Below are 19,905 nucleotides of genomic sequence, written 5' to 3'. Positions count from 1 at the left end.
GGTTGTGCTCCTTGGTGTTGGGGACGTCGGTCGGGGGAACACGCAGGGCTCCCGGAAAGTTCCGGGAGCCCTGCGTGCCGGCGTTCCGCGGTGCTTGCCGCGGCCGGGTGGGTGCGAGCGGGGGGACTTGAACCCCCACGTCCGAAGACACTGGAACCTAAATCCAGCGCGTCTGCCAATTTCGCCACGCTCGCTTGCCGGTGCCATTGGCCCGTTCGGCACACCCAGTGTATCGGAACGGACCCGGAGGACCGGGCAGTCGGGACGGGAGTCGCCTGGACGCTAGGCGGCGTCGAGTCCGAGGTCGCGCCGCAGTTTGGCGACGTGCCCGGTGGCCCGGACGTTGTACTGGGCCACCGCCACCTTTCCGTCAGGGTCGACGACGACGGTGGAGCGGATGAGCCCCTCGTAGGTGCGGCCATAGTTCTTCTTCTCGCCCCAGGCCCCGTAGGCGGCGGCCACGGCGTGGTCCTCGTCGCTGAGCAGGGGGAAGGTCAGGGCCTCGGCCTCGGTGAACTTCTTCAGCTTGGCCGGGGCGTCGGGGGAGACGCCGACCACCTGGTACCCGGCGGCCGCGAGGGATTCCAGGCTGTCGCGGAAGTCGCAGGCCTGCTTGGTGCACCCCGGGGTGGAGGCGGCCGGGTAGAAGTAGACCACCACGGAGGAGCCGGCGAAGTCCGCGAGCGAGACGGTGTTGCCGTCGGCGTCCGGCAGGGAGAAGACGGGCGCGGCATCGCCGGTGCCGAGGCGGGTGGGCTGGTCGGTCATGGTGCTCTCCTTGGGCTGGATGGGCGGTGCGCCGCGGGCCGCGCCCCTGGACGGGGCCGGATACCAAGAAAGGCCAGCCTTTCGGCTGACCTTCCCTGTTTTGGTGCACCCCCCGGGACTTGAACCCGGAACCCATTGATTAAGAGTCAATTGCTCTGCCAATTGAGCTAGAGGTGCATCATCGCGTCCTGCGCCGGAGTCCGGCGTCGTTCGCAACGAGATAAAACAATAGCGTCTCCGCGGTCCAATTCCAAATCGGGCCATTCCACATCGCTGACCGCCGCCGGCCGCCCGACAGCCGGCCCGCAAAAGGGACCGGAAAGCGGCTCCGACGTGGCCGCGGCGGCGGACTCGGCTGCCGATCCGGGCGGACGCGCGGGCCGTCCGCCCAGGCGGTTGCCGGATGCCCGCGGGCCGGGTCCGCCGGCCGCTGTGCGGGAACGCAAAAATCCCCCGACCCGGCGGACCGGATCGGGGGATTTTCGTTGGGGATTTTCCCTGGTGCACCCCCCGGGACTTGAACCCGGAACCCATTGATTAAGAGTCAATTGCTCTGCCAATTGAGCTAGAGGTGCATCGCTGCCGGACGGGCTCCCACTTGCGTGGTTGGCGTCTGCAACGAGGAAATACTCTAGGCCCTTTTTCGCCAAACGCCAAATCGGGGGCGGTTTTGCGGCGCGGATCACAGTCCGGCGGGCCCGGCGGCCCTACGCTGGCGGGGTGAAGCCCATCAACGTTGTCACTTTTCCCGATTCCGCCCTGCTCCAGGCCTGCGAACCCCTGCCCGCGGGGCTTCGCGCCGGCGTCTGGGACCTGGAGAGCCCGCCGGTCGGCGTGCCGCTGGACCAGGTCGAAGCGGTGGTGCTGCCCTATACCGGAGGGACGGAGCGTTTCGCGGCCGTCCGCGAGGCCCCGAACGTGCGCCTGGTGCAGACCCAATCCACCGGGTACGACGGCGTGTCCGCCCTGGTGGGGGAGGACGTCGCCGTCGCCTCGGCGCACGGGGTCCACGCCGCGGCCACCGCGGAGCTGGCCGTCGGGCTCGCGCTGGCGTCGCTGCGCGGAATCGGCGAGGCCGCCCGCGACCAGGCCACCGGCACCTGGGCTCCGCGCCGCTGGCCCGGGCTGGCCGACCGCCGCGTCGGAGTCCTGGGGGTGGGCGGCATCGGCGAGGAGATCCGCCGCCGGCTGGAACCGTTCGAGGTGGACCTGGTGCGCTTCGGCACCAGCGCGCGTACCGACGCCCACGGCCCCGTGTACGGAATCGATGAGCTGGAGGCACTGGCGCCCGGACTCGAGGTCCTGATCTGCATCGTCCCGCTGACCGACGCCACCCAGGGACTGGTGGGCCGGCGGGTGCTGGCGGCGCTTCCGGACGGGGCCGTCGTCGTCAACGTCGCCCGCGGGCCGGTGGTGGACACCGAAGCGCTGACCGCCGAGGTCGGCACCGGCCGGCTGCGCTGCGCCCTGGACGTCGTCGATCCGGAGCCGCTGCCAGCGGAGCATCCGCTGTGGCGGATGCCCGGGGCACTCATCACCCCGCACAACGGGGGCAACACCGAGGCCTTCCCGCGCCGGGTCGTGGCGCTGCTGCGCCGCCAGTTGGAGGCCCTTGCCGCGGGCCGCGAGCCCGAAAACCTCGTCCACCCCGGCGCCAGGCTCTGACCCCTCCCGAATTGTGACGCGTAAGTGCGGGTCCTGGCCGGAATCCTGACGCGTAAGTGCGGGTCCCCCCGGAATTTTGCTACCTCCGGGGCAGTGCGCCCGGGAGGTAGCAAAATTCCGGTGGGGGTCAGGGCTCGGGGTCGCCCGCGTAGCCGTCCAGCACGGCCATGAACTCATCCATGAACTGGGCGAAATCCTCCGCATCCGCATCCTGCTCCAGTCTGACGCGGGCGCCGTCGACCGTGTCGACCAAGGGGTGGGCGGCGACGTCGAAGCGGTAGACGCGGCCGGTGGTGGTGCCGATCTCGTGCCCGCCTTCCAGCGGCTGGGCAATGTGGCTGACGTTGGTCAGGTTCACCGCGACGGCGGGTCCGCGAGCGGCCAGGGTGTGGCCGTCCAGGGGCGCCACGAGCAGTTCCATGGGCTGGCGCCGGTAGCCGACGACGAAGATTCCGGCGCCTCCCGCCCGGCCGGCCGCATAGACCAGGTTGTAGGAACCGAAATTGGGGATCTGTCCATCGAAGGCCCGGTGCAGGTGCGCCTTGAGCGCAGCGTCGGCGCCGTCGTTCTGGTTCGCCATGCCCCTAAGTCTAGGCGGCGAGGGCCCCGCTCCGAGCGAAGCGAGGGGCGGGAGTCGCCTGGACGCTAGGCGGCGAGGGCCCCGCTCCGGGCGAAGCGAGGGGCGGGAGTCGCCTGGACGCTAGGCGGCGAGGGCCCCGCTCCGGGCGAAGCGAGGGGCGGGAGTCGCCTGGACGCTAGGCGGCGGAGGCGGGGAAGGGATTCTGCGGGATGGAACCAGGCCTGCGGCCCGGAATGTTGCAGGGCGGGGTCACGGGTTCGTGGGGGGTCCCGGGGCGTCATAAAGTAGGACCCATGACCGAAAACACTCCAGACATCAAGCCCCGTAGCCGCGTGGTGACCGACGGCATCCACGCGGCGCCCGCCCGTGGCATGTTCCGTGCCGTCGGCATGGGCGACGACGATTTCGCCAAGCCGCAGATCGGCATCGCCAGCTCCTGGAACGAGATCACCCCCTGCAACCTCTCCCTGAACCGGTTGGCCCAGGGCGCCAAGGAAGGCGTCCACGCCGGGGGCGGCTTCCCGATGCAGTTCGGGACCATTTCCGTCTCCGACGGCATTTCCATGGGCCACGAGGGCATGCACTTCTCCCTGGTCTCGCGCGAGGTCATCGCCGACTCGGTGGAAACGGTCATGATGGCCGAGCGCCTGGACGGCTCCGTCCTGCTCGCCGGCTGCGACAAGTCCCTGCCCGGCATGCTCATGGCCGCCGCGCGGCTGAACCTGTCCTCGGTCTTCCTCTACGCCGGCTCCATCATGCCCGGGTGGGTCAAGCTGGAGGACGGCACGGAGAAGGAAGTCACCCTCATCGACGCCTTCGAGGCCGTCGGCGCCTGCGCCGCCGGCAAGATGAGCATGGAAGACCTCACCCGCATCGAAAAGGCGATTTGCCCCGGCGAAGGCGCCTGCGGCGGCATGTACACCGCCAACACCATGGCCTGCATCGGCGAGGCGCTGGGCATGTCCCTGCCCGGCTCCGCGGCCCCGCCCTCGGCCGACCGCCGCCGCGACATGTTCGCGCGCGCCTCCGGCGAGGCCGTCGTTGAACTGTTGCGCAAGGGCATCCGCGCCCGCGACATCATGACCAAGAAGGCGTTCGAGAACGCCATCGCCGTCACGATGGCCTTCGGCGGCTCCACCAACGCCGTGCTGCACCTGCTGGCGATCGCCCGCGAAGCCGAAGTGGAGCTGACCCTCGACGACTTCAACCGCATCGGCGACAAGATCCCGCACCTGGGCGACCTGAAGCCGTTCGGCCGCTACGTGATGACCGACGTCGACAAGATCGGCGGCGTGCCGGTGATCATGAAGGCCCTGCTCGACGCCGGCCTGCTGCACGGCGACTGCCTCACCGTCACCGGCAAGACCGTGGCGGAGAACCTGGCCGAGATCAACCCGCCGGACGTGGACGGCAAGATCCTGCGCGCCATGGACAACCCGATCCACAAGACCGGCGGCATCACCATCCTGCACGGCTCCATGGCCCCGGAAGGCGCCGTCGTCAAGAGCGCCGGCTTCGACGCCGACGTCTTCGAGGGCACCGCCCGCGTGTTCGAGCGCGAGCAGGGCGCGCTGGACGCGCTGGACAACGGCGCGATCAAGGCCGGCGACGTGGTGGTCATCCGCTACGAGGGGCCCAAGGGCGGCCCGGGCATGCGCGAGATGCTCGCCATCACCGGCGCGATCAAGGGCGCCGGCCTGGGCAAGGACGTCCTGCTGCTCACCGACGGCCGCTTCTCCGGCGGCACCACGGGCCTGTGCATCGGGCACGTCGCGCCGGAGGCCGTCGACGGCGGCCCGATCGCCTTCGTGAAGGACGGCGACCGCATCCGCGTCGACATCGCCGCCCGCAGCTTCGACCTGCTGGTCGAGCCGGCGGAGCTCGAAGCGCGCAAGGTCGGCTGGGAGCCGCTGCCGGCGAAGTTCACCACGGGTGTCCTGGCCAAGTACGCGAAGCTGGTCAATTCCGCCAGCACCGGCGCGTACTGCGGCTAGCGGAACGGGCCGTCCGATGGCTGGTGTCCAGCCATCGGACGGCTTGTCCGCATTGTGAGACGCAGGGGGTGCGTGTTGACAGTACTCGCCTAGGACGGGGAGACTGAGTGGCATGCAGATCCGCAACACCGTACTAGTCGTTATCAAGCGCGTGGCCTAGGCCCCTTGATAGGGACCCGGTGACGCGCAAACCCCACTGACGCCGCAAGGCCGAGGGGGTTTTTTTATGTGCAGAATGCAGAGAAGAGAAGGAAGACTCCTATGAGTAACGGAACACCCGCCAGCCCGTCGCTGGTGGCCCAAGCCGCCGGCCGTGCCAAGGATGCCACTCCTGTCTCTTCCGTCGTGGATGCGTCGAACCCGGTCCAGGGCTCGAACAACATCGTTGCACCCACGGAGATGACTGGCTCACAAGCCATCGTCCGCTCATTGGAAGAACTCGGCGTCACAGACGTCTTCGGGTTGCCGGGTGGGGCCATCCTCCCCACCTACGACCCCCTCATGGACTCCACCCGGATCAACCACATCCTGGTGCGCCACGAACAGGGAGCCGGCCACGCCGCACAGGGCTACGCCATGGTCACCGGGGAAGTGGGCGTGTGCATCGCCACCTCCGGCCCGGGCGCCACCAACCTGGTCACCGCCATCGCCGACGCCCACATGGACTCGGTCCCGATGGTCGCCATCACCGGCCAGGTCAACAGCCAGTTCATCGGCACCGACGCCTTCCAGGAAGCGGACATCGTCGGCATCACCATGCCGATCACCAAGCACTCCTTCCTGGTGACCAAGGCCGACGACATCCCCCGCGTCCTCGCCTCCGCGTTCCACATCGCGGCGACCGGACGCCCGGGACCGGTCCTGGTGGACATCACCAAGGACGCGCAGCAGGCCAAGACCCACTTCTCCTGGCCGCCGAAGATCGACCTGCCCGGCTACCGCACCGTCGTGCGCGGCCACGCCAAGCAGGTGCGCGAGGCCGCCAAGCTGATCGCCGCGGCCGAGCGCCCGGTCTTCTACGTCGGCGGCGGCGTCATCAAGGGCGAGGCGACCGCGGAGCTGCGCGAGCTTGCCGAGCTCGTCGGAGCCCCGGTGGTCACCACCCTGATGGCCCGCGGCGCCTTCCCGGATTCGCACCAGCAGCACGTCGGCATGCCCGGCATGCACGGGTCCGTCTCCGCGGTGACCGCGCTGCAGCAGTCCGACCTGCTGATCACCCTCGGTGCCCGCTTCGATGACCGCGTCACCGGCGTGCTGAGCACCTTCGCTCCGTTCGCGAAGGTCATCCACGCGGACATCGACCCGGCCGAGATCTCCAAGAACCGCACCGCCGACATCCCGATCGTCGGCTCGGTGAAGGAGATCATCCCCGAACTGGCCGATGCCTGCCGCACCCGCTTCGCCGAGGACGGCGCCCCGCGCCTGGACGAGTGGTGGGCCATGCTGAACCGGCTGCGCGAGACCTACCCGATCGGCTTCACCCAGCCGGCCGACGGCCTCTCCGCGCCGCAGCACGTCATCGAGCGCATCGGCGCGCTGACCGGACCGGAGGGCGTCTACGTCGCCGGCGTCGGCCAGCACCAGATGTGGTCGGCGCAGTTCGTCAAGTACGAGCGCCCGCGCCAGTGGCTGAACTCCGGCGGCCTGGGCACCATGGGGTACTCCGTGCCCGCCGCCATGGGTGCCAAGGTCGGCAACCCGGACCGCGTGGTCTGGGCCATCGACGGCGACGGCTGCTTCCAGATGACCAACCAGGAACTGGCCACCTGCGTCATCAACAACATCCCGATCAAGGTGGCGATCATCAACAACTCGTCGCTGGGCATGGTCCGCCAGTGGCAGACCCTGTTCTACGACGAGCGGTACTCGAACACCGACCTGAACACCGGCCACGGCACCGTGCGCGTGCCCGACTTCGTGAAGCTGGCGGACGCCTACGGCTGCGTCGGCCTGCGTTGCGAACGCGACGAGGACATCGACGCGACCATCCAGCAGGCGCTGGCCATCAACGACCGCCCGGTGGTCATCGACTTCGTCGTCAGCCGTGACTCCATGGTGTGGCCGATGGTCCCCTCCGGCGTCAGCAACGACGAAATCCAGATCGCCCGCGGGATGACCCCGGAATGGGAGCAGGAGGACTAACCCATGGCACGCCACACCCTTTCCGTCCTGGTCGAAGACGTCCCCGGCGTCCTGACCCGCGTCGCCGGCCTGTTCGCCCGCCGCGCGTTCAACATCCATTCGCTGGCCGTCGGCCCGACCGAGGTGCCCGGGATCTCCCGGATCACCGTCGTCGTCGATGCCGAGGGCGACGCGCTGGAGCAGGTGACCAAGCAGCTGAACAAGCTGATCAACGTCATCAAGATCGTCGAACTCATCCCCGAATCGTCCGTGCAGCGGGACCATATCCTGGTCAAGGTCCGCGCGGATGCCGCAATGCGGCTGCAAGTGACCCAGGCAGCCGACCTCTTCCGCGCCTCGGTGGTGGACGTGTCCACCGACTCGTTGACCATCGAGGCCACCGGAACCGCCGAAAAGCTGAGCGCCCTCTTGGCCGTTCTGGAACCGTTCGGTGTCCGTGAGATCGTCCAGTCCGGAACCCTGGCCGTCGGCCGCGGTTCCAAGTCGATGTCGGACCGCGCCCTGCGCTCCGTCTCCGCCTGACACAACGCCCCACCACAAGGAGTAAAAAGTGACCGAAATGTACTACGACGACGACGCCGACCTGTCGATCATCCAGGGCCGCACCGTGGCCATCATCGGCTACGGCTCCCAGGGCCACGCCCACGCCCTGAACCTGCGCGACTCCGGCGTCGACGTCCGCGTCGGCCTGAAGGAAGGCTCCAAGTCCCGCGCCAAGGCCGAGGCCGAGGGCCTGCGCGTCGTCTCCGTCGCCGAGGCAACCGCCGAAGCCGACCTGATCATGATCCTGACCCCGGACCAGGTCCAGCGCTTCGTCTACGCCGAGGACATCGCACCGAACCTCCAGGACGGCGACGCCCTGTTCTTCGGCCACGGCTTCAACATCCGCTACGGCTACATCACCCCGCCGGCCAACGTCGACGTCGCCCTGGTTGCCCCGAAGGCCCCGGGCCACACCGTGCGCCGCGAATTCGAGGCCGGCCGCGGCATTCCGGACCTGATCGCCGTCGAGCAGGACTACACCGGCAAGGCCAAGGAACTGGCCCTGTCCTACGCGAAGGCCATCGGCGGCACCCGCGCCGGCGTCATCGAGACCACCTTCACCGAGGAGACCGAGACCGACCTCTTCGGCGAGCAGGCAGTGCTCTGCGGCGGCGCCTCCCAGCTGATCCAGTACGGCTTCGAGACCCTGACCGAGGCCGGCTACAAGCCGGAGATCGCCTACTTCGAGGTGCTGCACGAGCTCAAGCTGATCGTCGACCTGATGTGGGAGGGCGGCATCGCCAAGCAGCGCTGGTCCGTCTCCGACACCGCCGAGTACGGCGACTACGTCTCCGGCCCGCGCGTGATCACCCCGGAGGTCAAGGAGAACATGAAGGCCGTTCTCGCCGACGTCCAGAACGGCGCCTTCGCCAAGCGCTTCATCGACGACCAGGATGCCGGAGCGCCGGAGTTCCTGGCCCTGCGCGCCAAGGGCGAGGCCCACCCGATCGAGGCCACCGGCCGCGAACTGCGCAGCCTCTTCTCCTGGAAGACCACGGACGACTACACCGAAGGCTCCGCCGCCCGCTAACGACCACCGGCCGCCCGCCCCGCGCTTCGCTCGGGGCGGGACCCTCGGCCGCTCGTTTTGGACGGCACCCTAGGTGCACGACGGCGGGGCGCCACCGATCGGTGGCGCCCCGGCGTCGTTGTTCCCGAGCCTGCGCCCGGGACGGCGGCGGCGGGGGAGCAGCGGGCGGCCAAGGCAACCCCGCGCCAAGTGAATCTTTTCACAAACTTGGGTGCGTAACATGCGTCGCGGGGGCATTTGGGCCTCGCCACGGGGGATACCCTGAAGTGGGCAGGGACGCGCCAAGGGCGGACCCGGCCCCCAACCAGCCCCCATTGACAGCAAAGGTGCCACGCCCGTGTCAGACTCCAAGCCCGTCGTCCTCCTGGCCGAAGAGCTCTCGCCCGCCACCATCGAGGCCCTGGGCCCCGACTTCGAGATCCGCCACGCCGACGGCGCCGACCGGGCGCAGCTGCTGGCCGCCATCGCCGATGTCGATGCGATCCTGGTCCGCTCCGCGACCCAGGTCGACGCCGAGGCGATCGCCGCGGCCCCGAAGCTGAAGGTCATCGCCCGCGCCGGCGTCGGCCTCGACAACGTCGACATCAAGTCCGCCACCCAGGCCGGCGTCATGGTCGTGAACGCCCCGACCTCCAACGTCATCTCCGCCGCCGAACTGACCGTCGGCCACGTCGTCTCCCTGGCCCGCCGCATCCCGGCCGCCAGCGCCTCCCTCAAGGGCGGGGCGTGGAAGCGCTCCAAGTACTCCGGCGTCGAACTGTTCGAGAAGACCGCCGGCATCATCGGCCTGGGCCGGATCGGCGCCCTGGTCGCCGCCCGCCTGCAGGGCTTCGGCATGGACATCGTCGCGTACGACCCCTACGTCACCCCGGCCCGCGCCCAGCAGCTGGGCGTGCGCCTGGTGGAGCTGGACGAGCTGCTGGCCACCTCCGACTTCGTCACCATCCACATGCCGAAGACCCCGGAAACCGTGGGCATGCTCGGCGCCGCGGCCTTCGCCAAGATGAAGGACACCGCCTACGTCATCAACGTCGCCCGCGGTGGCCTGGTCGACGAGGCGGCCCTGCACACCGCCCTGGTCGAGGGCCAGATCGCCGGCGCCGGCATCGACGTCTTCGTCAAGGAGCCCAGCACCGACCTGCCGTTCTTCGGGCTCGAGAACGTCGTGGTGACCCCGCACCTGGGCGCCTCCACCGAGGAGGCCCAGGAGAAGGCCGGCGTGTCCGTCGCCAAGTCCGTGCGCCTGGCCCTGGCCGGCGAGCTGGTCCCGGACGCGGTGAACGTCGCCGGCGGCGTCATCGCCCCCGAGGTCCGCCCGGGCATCCCGCTGATCGAGAAGCTCGGCCGCATCTTCACCGCCCTCGCCCAGGGCTCGCTGACCTCCGTGGACATCGAGGTGGCCGGCGAGATCGCCTCGCTGGACGTCAAGGCCCTGGAGCTGGCCGCGCTGAAGGGCGTCTTCATGGACGTCGTCTCCGAGCAGGTCTCCTACGTCAACGCCCCGATCCTGGCCGAGCAGCGCGGCGTCACCACCCGCCTGGTCACCACCAGCGTGTCGGAGGAATACCGCAACGTCCTGACCCTGAAGGGTGCCGTCTCCACCGGCGCCCAGTTCTCCGTCTCCGGGACCCTGACCGGCCCGAAGCAGATCGAGAAGCTGGTCGGCGTCAACGGCTACGAACTCGAAATCCCCATCACCGACCACCTCCTGGTGCTGCGCTACACCGACCGCCCGGGCGTCATCGGCTCCCTCGGCAACGTGCTCGGCGAGGAGGGCGTGAACATCGCCGGCATGCAGGTCTCCCGCAACGAGGAGGGCGGCGAGGCGCTGGCCGTGCTCGCCATCGACGCCGAGCTGCCCGCCGGCGTCCTGGACCGGGTCCGTGAGACCATTGGCGCCGCCTTCGCCCACGAGGTCAACCTGGCCTAGCCCCAGGCCCCAACGCCCGACGGCGGTGCCCCACGCGTGCGCGGGGCACCGCCGTCGGGCGTTTTCGGGAACCACGGGCCGCCGGGCCCGCCAGCGTGTATGGTTGGGCCGTGGCACGCCGAAATCCGACGCCGGGCTCGCAGACGTCGCTGCGCGAAGCCAACCGCGCGCGGATCGTCGCATCCCTGAAGCAGCATGGCCAGCTGACGCAGGTCGAGCTGGCCGGCGCGACCGGCCTGTCCCCGGCCACCGTATCCAACATCGTCAAGGAACTCTCCGCCTCCGGGATCCTGGACACCTCCGCCACCTCGCGCAGCGGCCGCCGCGCCGTCCAGGTCCGGCTGGCCCGAAAGGTCGGGCTGGTGGCCGGGCTGCACTTCTCCGCCCGCCGCCTGCGCGTGGCCATCGCGGACATCGGCCGCACCGTGGTCGCCGAAAGCCAGGTTCCGTTGGCCCCGGGCCACCGCCACGACGCCGAGTTGGACCGAGCCGTGCTGCTGCTGACCGACCTGGCCGATTCGCTGGGCGTGTCCCTGGGTGAGCTGCAGGCCATCGGGATGGGCGTCCCGGCGCCCGTGGACCGGCGTACCGGCGCCGTCGCGGCCCCGTGGATGCTGCCCGGCTGGGCCGACGTCGACATCGCTGCGGCCTTCGCCCGCCGCACCGGCCGACCCGTGCACGTGGAGGCCGAGGCCAACCTTGGGGCGCTGGCCGAAACCCGCGCCGGGGCGGCCCGCGGGGCCGTGACGGCCGCGTACCTGCGGGCCGGGCACACCGTCTCCGCCGGGCTGGTCCTGGCCGGCGCCGTGCAGGCCGGCCACTCCGGCAAGGCCGGGCAGCTCGGTCACGTCAGCGTGGACCCCAACGGCGAGCCGTGTGCGTGCGGGAACCGCGGGTGCCTGAACACCGTCGCCGGCGGGCCGGCCCTGCTGCGCCACTTCGGCCCGGACTCCGGGATGCACCGGATCGGGGACCTGGTCCTGGCCGCCGAGGCCGGTGACGCCGCCTCCCGCCGGATCGTAGCCGACGCCGGCCGGCACATCGGCCGGGCCGCGGCCGCGCTGGTGGACCTGCTGGATCCGGAGACGATCGTCGTCGGCGGGGAACTCTCCCTGGCGGGCGAACTGCTGCTCTCCCCGCTGCGGCACGAGCTGGAGCGCTCCGTGTTGGGCGGGGCCGCCGGGGCCCCCGCGGTGGTCCCCGCCGGCTTCGCCGCGCAGGCCGAACTGCAGGGGGCCATCGCGCTGGCCGTCGACCACGTCGACGTCGTTGCCGACACCGTTCCCAACCCCGCCTAACCCGCCGCCGGCGTTCCCCCCCGCCCTCCGGGCCCCGCGCGGGACGCGGTGTGGCGTTGCCGAATCGTGTCCTGACCTTGCCTCCAATCCTTGTGTTCAAGAATTGACGCCAAGATGTGAGCGGTGCCACAATCGGGGCACTTGCCTAGGACCACGCCGACGACCAATCGGCCCAGCGAGAGGTATTTCAATGAGGAAACACATCAAGCGGATTGCGGCCGTGGCCTTCGGGGCGGCCCTTGCGGCCGGCACCCTGACGGCGTGTGGCAACGAGGGCGGGGGCGGCTCCGGGGGAGAGGCGGTCAAGATCGGCCTGCTGCTCCCCGAGACGAAGACCGCACGCTACGAGGCGTTCGACAAGCCCCTGTTCGAGGAAAAGCTGAAGTCCCTGGGCAACTACGAGGTCGTCTACAGCAACGCCGACCAGGACGCGGCCAAGCAGCAGCAGCAGGCGGAGTCCGCGCTGGCCGCCGGGATCAAGGTCCTGGTGCTGGACCCGGTCGACGCGGCCTCCGCGGGCAGCATCGTGAACGCGGCCGCGGCCCAGGACGTCCCGGTCGTCTCCTACGACCGCCTGATCGCCGGAGGCGGGCTGGACTACTACGTCTCCTTCGACAACGAGAAGGTCGGCATGCTCCAGGGCACCGCACTCGTGGACGAGCTCACGAGCCGCGGCAAGGCGGACGGCGGCATCCTGATGGTCAACGGCTCCCCGACGGACAGCAACGCAGCCCAGTTCAAGAAGGGCGCCCACACGGCCATCGACGCCAGCAACCTGAAGGTGCTCGGCGAGTTCGACACCCCCGACTGGAGCCCGGACAAGGCCCAGACCTGGGTCGAGGGCCAGATCTCCCAGCACGGCGATGCGATCGACGGCGTGTACGCGGCCAACGACGGCACCGCCGGCGGGGCGGTCGCGGCGCTCAAGGCCGCCAACGCCGACCCCTGGCCCGTGATTACCGGCCAGGACGCAGAGCTCGCCGGCATCCAGCGCATCGTTGCCGGGGACCAGTTCATGACTGTCTACAAGGCGATCAAGCCGGAGGCCGAACTGGCCGCCACCGTGGCCGACCAGTTGGCCCGCGGGGAGACCCCGGAGGGCAAGACCACGGTCGAGGGCACTCCCTCGACGCTGCTCGAGCCGGTCGTCGTGACCAAGGAGAACGTCATGGACACCGTGGTCGCCGACGGATTCTGGACGGTCGACCAGATCTGCACGGCCCAGTACGAGGCGGCCTGCGCCGAGGCCGGTATCAAGTAGCGCAATCCGTCCTGCGCTCCACGGCACGACGGCGGCGGGCCGGCCCCGCAGGGACCGGCCCGCCCATCCCTTTCCTTCAACGTTCGAGTGAATGAGGATATGACCATGACAGAGCCGTCGGGGGTTCCGGCGCCCGCAGCGCGACCGCACGAGCGGATCCTGGCAATGCGGGGCATCAACAAGCACTTCGGCGCCGTCCAAGCGCTGACGGACATCGACCTGGACGTCTATGCCGGCGAGGTCGTGGCCCTCGTCGGCGACAACGGCGCCGGCAAGTCGACCTTGGTCAAGACGCTGGCCGGGGTCTACCCGCCGGACGGCGGGACCATCGAGTACGAGGGCGGGCAGGTGGCCATCGGCAGCCCGGCCGACGCCCGGAACCTCGGGATCGCGACCGTTTTCCAGGACCTCGCCCTGTGCGACAACCTGGACGTCGTCTCCAACCTGTGGCTGGGCCGCGAGCTGACCGTTGGGGGCACCCTCGACGAGGTCGGGATGGAGCAGCGGTCGTGGCAGCTGCTGCGCGAACTCAGCGCCAAGATCCCCTCGGTGCGGATCCCGATCGCCTCGCTCTCCGGCGGCCAGCGCCAGACCGTCGCGATTGCCCGCTCGCTGATCGGGGACCCGCGGGTGGTCATCCTCGACGAGCCCACCGCCGCGCTCGGCGTCGCCCAGACCGCGGAGGTGCTCAACCTGATCGAGCGCCTGCGCGAACGCGGCCACGGCGTCATCCTGATCAGCCACAACATGGCCGACGTGATGGCGGTGGCGGACCGCGTCGTCGTCCTGCGGCTGGGCCGCAACAACGGTGTCTTCCGCGTCGATGACGAGGACGTCACGGGCGAAACCATCATTGCGGCGATCACCGGAGCCACCGACAATGCCGTCACGCGCCGTGCGGCGCAGAAGAACCCAGAGAAGGGCGGGGAACCGTGAGCATTCCCAACAGCGTTCCGAACCAGGAGGCGGCACCGGCTTCCATCGCCGCCGACCTGCAGGACGAACGGCTGGTCCAGCACCGCGGACCCGGCGGGGCGTTCCACGCCTTCATGGCGCGGATCCGGGGCGGTGACCTCGGCGCGTTGCCCGTCGTCGTGGGACTGATCATCATCTGGGCGGTCTTCCAGATGCTGAACCCGGTGTTCCTCTCCAGTACCAACCTGGTCAACCTGAGCATGCAGTGCGCCGCGGTCGGCACCATCGCTTTGGGCATCGTGCTGGTCCTGCTGCTGGGGGAGATCGACCTCTCCGTCGGGTCGGTCAGCGGCCTGGCCTCGGCGGTGCTGGCCGTCGGCTTCGTCCAGTGGGGCTGGCCCCTGATCGGCGCCGTGCTGGCGGCCCTGGCCCTGGGTGCCGTGATCGGCCTCTTCTACGGCTTTCTCTACACCCGCTTCGGCGTGCCCAGCTTCGTGATCACCCTGGCCGGTCTCCTTGGGTTCCTGGGCCTGCAGCTGCTGGTGCTGGGCAAGACCGGCTCGGTCAACATCCCCTTCGACTCGTGGATCGTGCGGTTCGCGCAGCAGATGTTCCTGCCCGAATGGCTCTCCTACGTCCTGGTGCTGCTGACCGTGCTGGTCTTCGGCTGGCAGACCTGGTTCCATGCCCACCGCCGCGCCGCGGCGAACCTGTCCCACCTGTCGACGTCTTCGATCCTGCTCCGCTGCGTTGGGCTGCTGGTGGTCCTCGCCGTCCCGACCTGGTACCTGAACCGGTCCCGGGGCGTGGGCCTGATGTTCCTGCTGTTCCTGGTGCTGGTGGTCCTGATGAACTTCCTCCTTACCCGGACCCGCTGGGGACGTGCGGTGTTCGCGGTCGGCGGCAGCGTCGAGGCCGCCCGCCGGTCCGGCCTCAGGGTGCGCCGGGTCTACCTGTCCGTGTTCATCCTCTGCTCCACGTTCGCCGCCCTCGGAGGCATCCTCGCGGCCGCCCGCCTGGCCGCGGCCAACCAGAGCTCCGGCGGCGGCGACACCAACCTGAACGCGATCGCGGCGGCGGTCATCGGCGGCACCAGCCTCTTCGGCGGACGCGGGTCGGCCTACTCGGCGCTGCTGGGCATCGTGGTCATCCAGTCGATCTCCTCCGGCCTGACCCTGCTGAGCCTGGACGCGTCCGTGCGGTACATGATCACCGGGGCCGTCCTGCTGCTGGCCGTGATCATCGATTCACTGTCCCGGCGCTCCCGCCAGGCGGCCGGCCGCGCGTAGCGGAGCGCCCCGCCGCCGGCCCGGCAGGAGCGGGCCGGCGGCGGGGCGCTGCCCGCCAGAAGATGAATTATTTGAGGGTGCCTTGTTTGGCGGTGGCCCGTTGGGCGACAGCCCGCCTCAGGAGGTCCCGTCTGACGATGCCCCGGCCGGGGGCGGCTCGGTCCGGAATCAGGTGCGAGTGTGTCACGGACCGATGCCTGGCCGGATACGGCCCTTCCCCACACGGCCCGCGGCCGGGGCATCTGGGGCCCACTGTAGGCCCGACTTCGGCCCCCTGACCACCCTCTCGTGACCCCCGGGGCCGCACGCCGCCGTCGTGCTGCGCGTTTCTACGGTAGATTTTTCTGGTGACTTCGACTCAGGACCAGACCCCGTTCTACATCACCACAGCCATCTCCTACCCCAACGGCGTGCCCCACATCGGCCACGCCTACGAGGTGATCGCGACCGACGCGATGGCCCGCTTCAAGCGGCTGGACGGGTTCGACGTCTTCTTCATGACCGGCACCGACGAGCACGGCCAAAAGATGCTGCAGACCGCGCAGCGCGAGGGCATCACCCCGCGCGAGCTGGCGCAGCGCAACTCCGACGCGTTCCAGAGCATGAACGACGAGCTGGGCATCAGCTACGACCGCTTCATCCGCACCACCGACGCCGACCACCACCAGTCCGTCCAGGCCATCTGGAAGCGTATGGAGGACAGCGGCGACATCTACCTGGACAAGTACTCCGGCTGGTACTCCGTGCGCGACGAGGCGTACTACGCCGAGGAGGACACCGAGGTCCGCGATGGCGTGCGCTACTCCAAGGAGACCGACACCGAGGTGACCTGGACCGAGGAGGAGTCCTACTTCTTCCGCCTCTCCGCCTACCAGGACAGGCTGCTGAAGCTGTACCGGGACGAGCCGGAGTTCGCCGCGCCGCAGACGCGCTTCAACGAGGTGATCCGCTTCGTCGAACGCGGGCTCGAGGACCTCTCCATCTCCCGCACCACCTTCGACTGGGGCGTGCCGGTGCCGGGCAACGCCAAGCACGTCATGTACGTGTGGGTCGACGCGCTGACCAACTACCTCACCGGTGCCGGGTTCCCCGACGTCGACTCCGATCCGTTCAAGCGCTACTGGCCGGCCGACGTGCACGTGATCGGCAAGGACATCTCCCGCTTCCACGCCATCTACTGGCCGGCGTTCCTGATGTCCGCCGGGCTTGAGCTGCCCAAGCGCGTGATGATCCACGGCCACCTGCACAACAACGGCGTGAAGATGTCCAAGTCGCTGGGCAACGTCGTGGCGCCCTCGGACTGGGTGGGCGCCTACGGACTGGACCAGATGCGCTTCTTCCTGCTGCGCGAGGTGCCGTTCGGGGCCGATGGCAACTACAGCCACGACGCGATCGTGGGCCGCATGAACGCGGACCTGGCCAATAACCTGGGCAATTTGGCCCAGCGCTCGCTGTCCATGGTCGCGAAGAACTGCGGCGGCGCCGTGCCGACCCCCGGGGAGTACTCCGCGGCGGACACCGAACTGCTGGCAGCCGCCGGTGCGCTGCTGGAGACCAGCCGCGGCGCGTACTCCCGCCAGGAGTTCAGCAAGGCCCTCGAGGTCGTGTGGAACTTGCTCGGCGACACCAACGCCTACTTCGCCGAGCAGCAGCCGTGGGTGCTGCGCAAGACGGACACCGCCCGGATGGAGACGGTGCTGTACGTGACGCTCGAGGTGCTGCGCCAGGTCGCGCTGCTGGCCCAGCCGGTCATGCCGACCTCCGCCGCCGCGCTGCTGGATGTCCTCGGGCAGCAGGAGGGCGCCGCGCGCACCTTCGCTGCCTACGCGAGCCCGATCGTGCCCGGCACCGAGCTGCCCGCCCCGGCCCCGATCTTCCCGAAGTACGAGGAACCGGCAGACTAACGGCCGAGGGTCCCGCCCCGAGCGAAGCGAGGGGTGGGAGGACGTTTGTCGCTGTGCCGGGGACCGGAACCGGCTAGAGGCCGGACCCGAAGCGGTGCGCGGGCGGGCCGTCGTCCGGATCGACCTGTTCCGTATCCAGCAGCTCGATGTCCTCCAGGTCGGTCTCGGGCACCGCGAAGGGCGCGGTCGGCGGGAGCGCGACCGCCCCGCGCACCGGACCCAGGCGGCGCCGGCGCAGCGGATCCCGGCGCAGGTCCACGAACAGGGCGACGCAGATCCCGATCATGATCAGCACGAACGGGGTGGCGGCCAGGATGGTGAAGGTCTGCAGCGCCCCGAGTCCTCCGACCAGGAGCAGCACCGCCGCCACCGCGCCGGTCAGCAAGGCGAACAGCACCACCAGTGGCATCCAGGGCTCCTTGCGCCCGCGCGAGGCGAGCGTGCCCAGGACCAGGGCCCCGGCGTCGGCGCCGCTGATGAAGAAGATCGCGGTGAGCACCACCACCGCCAGCGTGGCCCCGATGAAGAACGGGTAGTGCTGCAGCGCCGCGAAGAATCCGGCGGCCTCGCTGCCGGCCCCGGCGATGTCGATCCCGGCCAGCTGCAGGTTGATGCCGGCGCCGCCGAAGATGGAGAACCACAACACGCTGACGGCGGTGGGCACCAGCAGGACGCCCAGGACGAACTCCTTGATGGTCCGTCCACGGGAGATCTTGGCGATGAACGTGCCCACGAACGGGGTCCAGGAGATCCACCAGGCCCAGTAGAAGATGGTCCACGAGGCCAGCCAGTCCCCGCCGCCGAAGACCGCCGAATGGAAGCTCATGGGCACGAGTTCCGAGAGGTAGGTGCCGATGGCCGAGGGCACCAGGTCCAGGATGAAGAGGGTGGGGCCAACGAAGAAGACGAACGCGAGCAGCAGGATGGCCAGGGCCATGTTCGCGTTGCTGAGCCATTTGATGCCCCGCGAAACTCCGCTGGCGGCGGAGATGATCACGCCCACGGTGAGCACGCAGATGATGATGATGGGCACGGCGGCGGAGGGATTTTCCTCGAACTGGCCGGTGCGCAGCAGCGAGATGCCGGCGGCGATCTGCAGGGCTCCGAGGCCGGCGGAGGTCGCCGAGCCGAACGCGGTGCAGATGATGGCCAGGATGTCGATCGGCTTGCCCCACCCCTTGTCCTCGATGCGTTCCTTGCCGAGCAGGCCCTGGAAGGGGGCGCTCATCAGGTTCCCGCGGCCCAGGCGGTAGGTCGAGTAGGCCAGGGCGAGCCCCACCACCGAATAGATCGCCCACGGGTGCAGCCCCCAGTGGAAGAGCGTGTAGGCCATCGCCTGGCTGGCGGCCTCCTCGCTGCCGGGGGCGGCGTCGACGAACGGCGGGGGAGAGGCGAGGTGGGTGACGGGTTCGTAGACGCCGAAGAACATCAGCCCGATGCCCATCCCAGCGCTGAACATCATCGAGATCCACGAGATCGTGGAGAACTCGGGCGTTTCCCCGTGTTGGGACAGCGGGATCTTGCCGTACCGGCCGAAGGCCAGCACCAGGGAGAAAACGACGAAGCCGGTGGCCGCGAGGATGAAGAGCCACCCGAAGTTTCCCGTCACCCACCGCAGCGCGGCTCCGGCGGCGTCGGCGATGGGCTGGGTGAAGAGGACGCCCAGGATGCAGACGGCCACGATGATGCCGAAGGAGATCCCGAACACCGTCTTGTCCACCGTGGCCCATCCGCGGGCGGCTTCGGCGCTTCCTTCCGGCGATTCCCTGTCCGGCTGTGCGGGTTCGTTGCCCATCGTGCCTCCATCCCTTGGAGCCTTGGGGTGGAACGGGGCAGGGCCGTGGTGTCCGCCGCCGGCATCCCGCCTGTAATCCACGTCACACGTCTGCGCACTATAGTGGCAGGCATGGAACGGAATGGCGACCCGCGGGATGCACCCAAGACAGTGGACGGGGGCCGGGGCCGGGCAGCGGCCGACGGCGCCGGCGACACCGGGCGCACCGTGCTCGGCGGGCACGGGGAGCTCGCCAAGCACGACGTCCGCGTTTCCGCGCACGACGAATGCGACGCCGCCAACGCGGCGGTGGCCGTCGCCATGGCGATCGGGGAACTGCCGGATGAGGTCAACGCCATGCTGGTCAGTGTGCAGAACGACCTCTTCGACCTCGGGGCCGACCTGCTGGAACCGCTCGACGCCGCCCCCGCCGACGCCGTGCGGATCCTTCCCGGGCATGTGGAGCGGCTCGAGCGGGCGATCGAGCACTACCGCGTGATCGCCGGCGACCTGAGCGGCATGGCCCTGCCCGGCGGGACCGTCGGGGCCGCGTTCCTCTACCAGGCCAGGGCCGCCGTCCGGCAGGCCGAACGGGTGGCCTGGCTGGCCGTCGAACGCCACCCGGAGTCCGTGAACCAGTGGACCGCCCGGTACCTGAACAGGCTCTCGACCCTGCTGTTCGTCCTGAGCAGGGTCGCGAATGTCGAGCACGGCGACGTCCTGTGGGAAGCCGGGGCCTCCGTCCGCCCGATGGTGGACGACGGGCGGACGGAAGCCTAGGAGCCGGGGGCCCCAATCCGAGCGTCAGCGAG

General features: G+C 69.7%; 15 protein-coding genes and 3 tRNA genes. 12 read left to right on the top strand and 6 right to left on the bottom strand.

Annotated elements, in window-relative coordinates:
* Positions 1 to 112: 112 nt before the first annotated feature.
* From ABD912_RS03200 to ABD912_RS03185, 4 genes are all read right to left on the bottom strand, one after another.
* Positions 113 to 194: transfer RNA gene (locus ABD912_RS03200), tRNA-Leu, on the bottom strand.
* 88 nt (positions 195 to 282) lie between these two features.
* Positions 283 to 768: a thioredoxin-dependent thiol peroxidase gene (gene bcp, locus ABD912_RS03195; protein WP_345148413.1), complete on the bottom strand. Its 486-nt coding sequence runs from the start codon at positions 766 to 768 to the stop codon at positions 283 to 285.
* Positions 769 to 869: 101 nt separating this feature from the next.
* A tRNA-Lys gene (locus ABD912_RS03190) sits at positions 870 to 945 on the bottom strand.
* A gap of 322 nt (positions 946 to 1,267) precedes the next feature.
* A tRNA-Lys gene (locus ABD912_RS03185) sits at positions 1,268 to 1,343 on the bottom strand.
* A gap of 145 nt (positions 1,344 to 1,488) precedes the next feature.
* Here ABD912_RS03185 and ABD912_RS03180 point away from each other — a divergent pair.
* Complete coding sequence (locus ABD912_RS03180; protein WP_345148412.1) at positions 1,489 to 2,433, top strand: 2-hydroxyacid dehydrogenase; 945 nt, start codon at positions 1,489 to 1,491, stop codon at positions 2,431 to 2,433.
* Between the two features lie 127 nt (positions 2,434 to 2,560).
* Here the strand turns inward: ABD912_RS03180 and ABD912_RS03175 are convergent, their stop codons facing one another.
* Positions 2,561 to 3,013: a hypothetical protein gene (locus ABD912_RS03175; protein WP_345148411.1), complete on the bottom strand. Its 453-nt coding sequence runs from the start codon at positions 3,011 to 3,013 to the stop codon at positions 2,561 to 2,563.
* Between the two features lie 293 nt (positions 3,014 to 3,306).
* Between ABD912_RS03175 and ilvD the strand changes: the two genes are divergently transcribed.
* The 10 genes from ilvD to metG all read left to right on the top strand — a co-directional run bounded on the left by ilvD (position 3,307) and on the right by metG (position 17,319).
* Positions 3,307 to 5,007: a dihydroxy-acid dehydratase gene (ilvD, locus tag ABD912_RS03170; protein ID WP_345148410.1), complete on the top strand. Its 1,701-nt coding sequence runs from the start codon at positions 3,307 to 3,309 to the stop codon at positions 5,005 to 5,007.
* A gap of 261 nt (positions 5,008 to 5,268) precedes the next feature.
* On the top strand, positions 5,269 to 7,149 hold the full coding sequence (locus ABD912_RS03165; protein ID WP_345148409.1) for an acetolactate synthase large subunit: 1,881 nt from the start codon (positions 5,269 to 5,271) through the stop codon (positions 7,147 to 7,149).
* 3 nt (positions 7,150 to 7,152) lie between these two features.
* On the top strand, positions 7,153 to 7,671 hold the full coding sequence (gene ilvN, locus ABD912_RS03160) for an acetolactate synthase small subunit (RefSeq protein WP_345148408.1): 519 nt from the start codon (positions 7,153 to 7,155) through the stop codon (positions 7,669 to 7,671).
* 28 nt (positions 7,672 to 7,699) lie between these two features.
* Positions 7,700 to 8,722, top strand: coding sequence for a ketol-acid reductoisomerase (gene ilvC / locus ABD912_RS03155; protein WP_345148407.1), 1,023 nt, complete (start codon positions 7,700 to 7,702; stop codon positions 8,720 to 8,722).
* A gap of 337 nt (positions 8,723 to 9,059) precedes the next feature.
* The gene (serA, locus tag ABD912_RS03150) at positions 9,060 to 10,652 is read left to right on the top strand and encodes a phosphoglycerate dehydrogenase (RefSeq protein ID WP_345148404.1); all 1,593 of its coding nucleotides are present in this window, start codon (positions 9,060 to 9,062) and stop codon (positions 10,650 to 10,652) included.
* 110 nt (positions 10,653 to 10,762) lie between these two features.
* A complete protein-coding gene (locus tag ABD912_RS03145) occupies positions 10,763 to 11,950 on the top strand; it encodes an ROK family transcriptional regulator (RefSeq protein ID WP_345148403.1) in 1,188 nt (395 codons plus the stop codon).
* Positions 11,951 to 12,140: 190 nt separating this feature from the next.
* Positions 12,141 to 13,211 carry a sugar ABC transporter substrate-binding protein gene (locus tag ABD912_RS03140; RefSeq protein ID WP_345148402.1) on the top strand — a complete coding sequence of 357 codons (1,071 nt, stop codon included), beginning with the start codon at positions 12,141 to 12,143 and terminating at the stop codon, positions 13,209 to 13,211.
* 105 nt (positions 13,212 to 13,316) lie between these two features.
* Positions 13,317 to 14,147 (top strand): ATP-binding cassette domain-containing protein, encoded by an 831-nt coding sequence (locus ABD912_RS03135; RefSeq protein WP_345148401.1) that lies wholly within the window; start codon positions 13,317 to 13,319, stop codon positions 14,145 to 14,147.
* Between the two features lie 113 nt (positions 14,148 to 14,260).
* Positions 14,261 to 15,415 (top strand): sugar ABC transporter permease, encoded by a 1,155-nt coding sequence (locus ABD912_RS03130; protein ID WP_345149390.1) that lies wholly within the window; start codon positions 14,261 to 14,263, stop codon positions 15,413 to 15,415.
* Between the two features lie 347 nt (positions 15,416 to 15,762).
* On the top strand, positions 15,763 to 17,319 hold the full coding sequence (gene metG / locus ABD912_RS03125; RefSeq protein ID WP_345148400.1) for a methionine--tRNA ligase: 1,557 nt from the start codon (positions 15,763 to 15,765) through the stop codon (positions 17,317 to 17,319).
* A gap of 73 nt (positions 17,320 to 17,392) precedes the next feature.
* Here metG and ABD912_RS03120 read toward each other — a convergent pair whose 3' ends face one another.
* Positions 17,393 to 19,114: a BCCT family transporter gene (locus ABD912_RS03120; RefSeq protein ID WP_345148398.1), complete on the bottom strand. Its 1,722-nt coding sequence runs from the start codon at positions 19,112 to 19,114 to the stop codon at positions 17,393 to 17,395.
* Between the two features lie 111 nt (positions 19,115 to 19,225).
* Here ABD912_RS03120 and ABD912_RS03115 point away from each other — a divergent pair, with 111 nt between their 5' ends.
* Complete coding sequence (locus ABD912_RS03115; protein WP_345148396.1) at positions 19,226 to 19,873, top strand: cob(I)yrinic acid a,c-diamide adenosyltransferase; 648 nt, start codon at positions 19,226 to 19,228, stop codon at positions 19,871 to 19,873.
* Positions 19,874 to 19,905: the final 32 nt, after the last annotated feature.

It is taken from the genome of Arthrobacter ginkgonis (genome assembly GCF_039540195.1).
GTDB lineage: Bacteria > Actinomycetota > Actinomycetes > Actinomycetales > Micrococcaceae > Zafaria > Zafaria ginkgonis.
The sequence above is the reverse complement of the archived record's forward strand: the minus strand, read 5'-3'. Positions and strand labels throughout refer to the sequence as shown.

What these genes read in the sequence shown, in the direction of transcription:
- bcp (WP_345148413.1), bottom strand. Translation starts at nt 768, where the DNA reads ATGACCGACCAGCCCACCCGCCTCGGCACCGGCGATGCCGCGCCCGTC.
- ABD912_RS03175 (WP_345148411.1), bottom strand. Translation starts at nt 3,013, where the DNA reads ATGGCGAACCAGAACGACGGCGCCGACGCTGCGCTCAAGGCGCACCTG.
- ilvD (WP_345148410.1), top strand. Translation starts at nt 3,307, where the DNA reads ATGACCGAAAACACTCCAGACATCAAGCCCCGTAGCCGCGTGGTGACC.
- ABD912_RS03165 (WP_345148409.1), top strand. Translation starts at nt 5,269, where the DNA reads ATGAGTAACGGAACACCCGCCAGCCCGTCGCTGGTGGCCCAAGCCGCC.
- ilvN (WP_345148408.1), top strand. Translation starts at nt 7,153, where the DNA reads ATGGCACGCCACACCCTTTCCGTCCTGGTCGAAGACGTCCCCGGCGTC.
- ABD912_RS03140 (WP_345148402.1), top strand. Translation starts at nt 12,141, where the DNA reads ATGAGGAAACACATCAAGCGGATTGCGGCCGTGGCCTTCGGGGCGGCC.
- ABD912_RS03135 (WP_345148401.1), top strand. Translation starts at nt 13,317, where the DNA reads ATGACAGAGCCGTCGGGGGTTCCGGCGCCCGCAGCGCGACCGCACGAG.
- ABD912_RS03130 (WP_345149390.1), top strand. Translation starts at nt 14,261, where the DNA reads ATGGCGCGGATCCGGGGCGGTGACCTCGGCGCGTTGCCCGTCGTCGTG.
- ABD912_RS03120 (WP_345148398.1), bottom strand. Translation starts at nt 19,114, where the DNA reads ATGGGCAACGAACCCGCACAGCCGGACAGGGAATCGCCGGAAGGAAGC.
- ABD912_RS03115 (WP_345148396.1), top strand. Translation starts at nt 19,226, where the DNA reads ATGGAACGGAATGGCGACCCGCGGGATGCACCCAAGACAGTGGACGGG.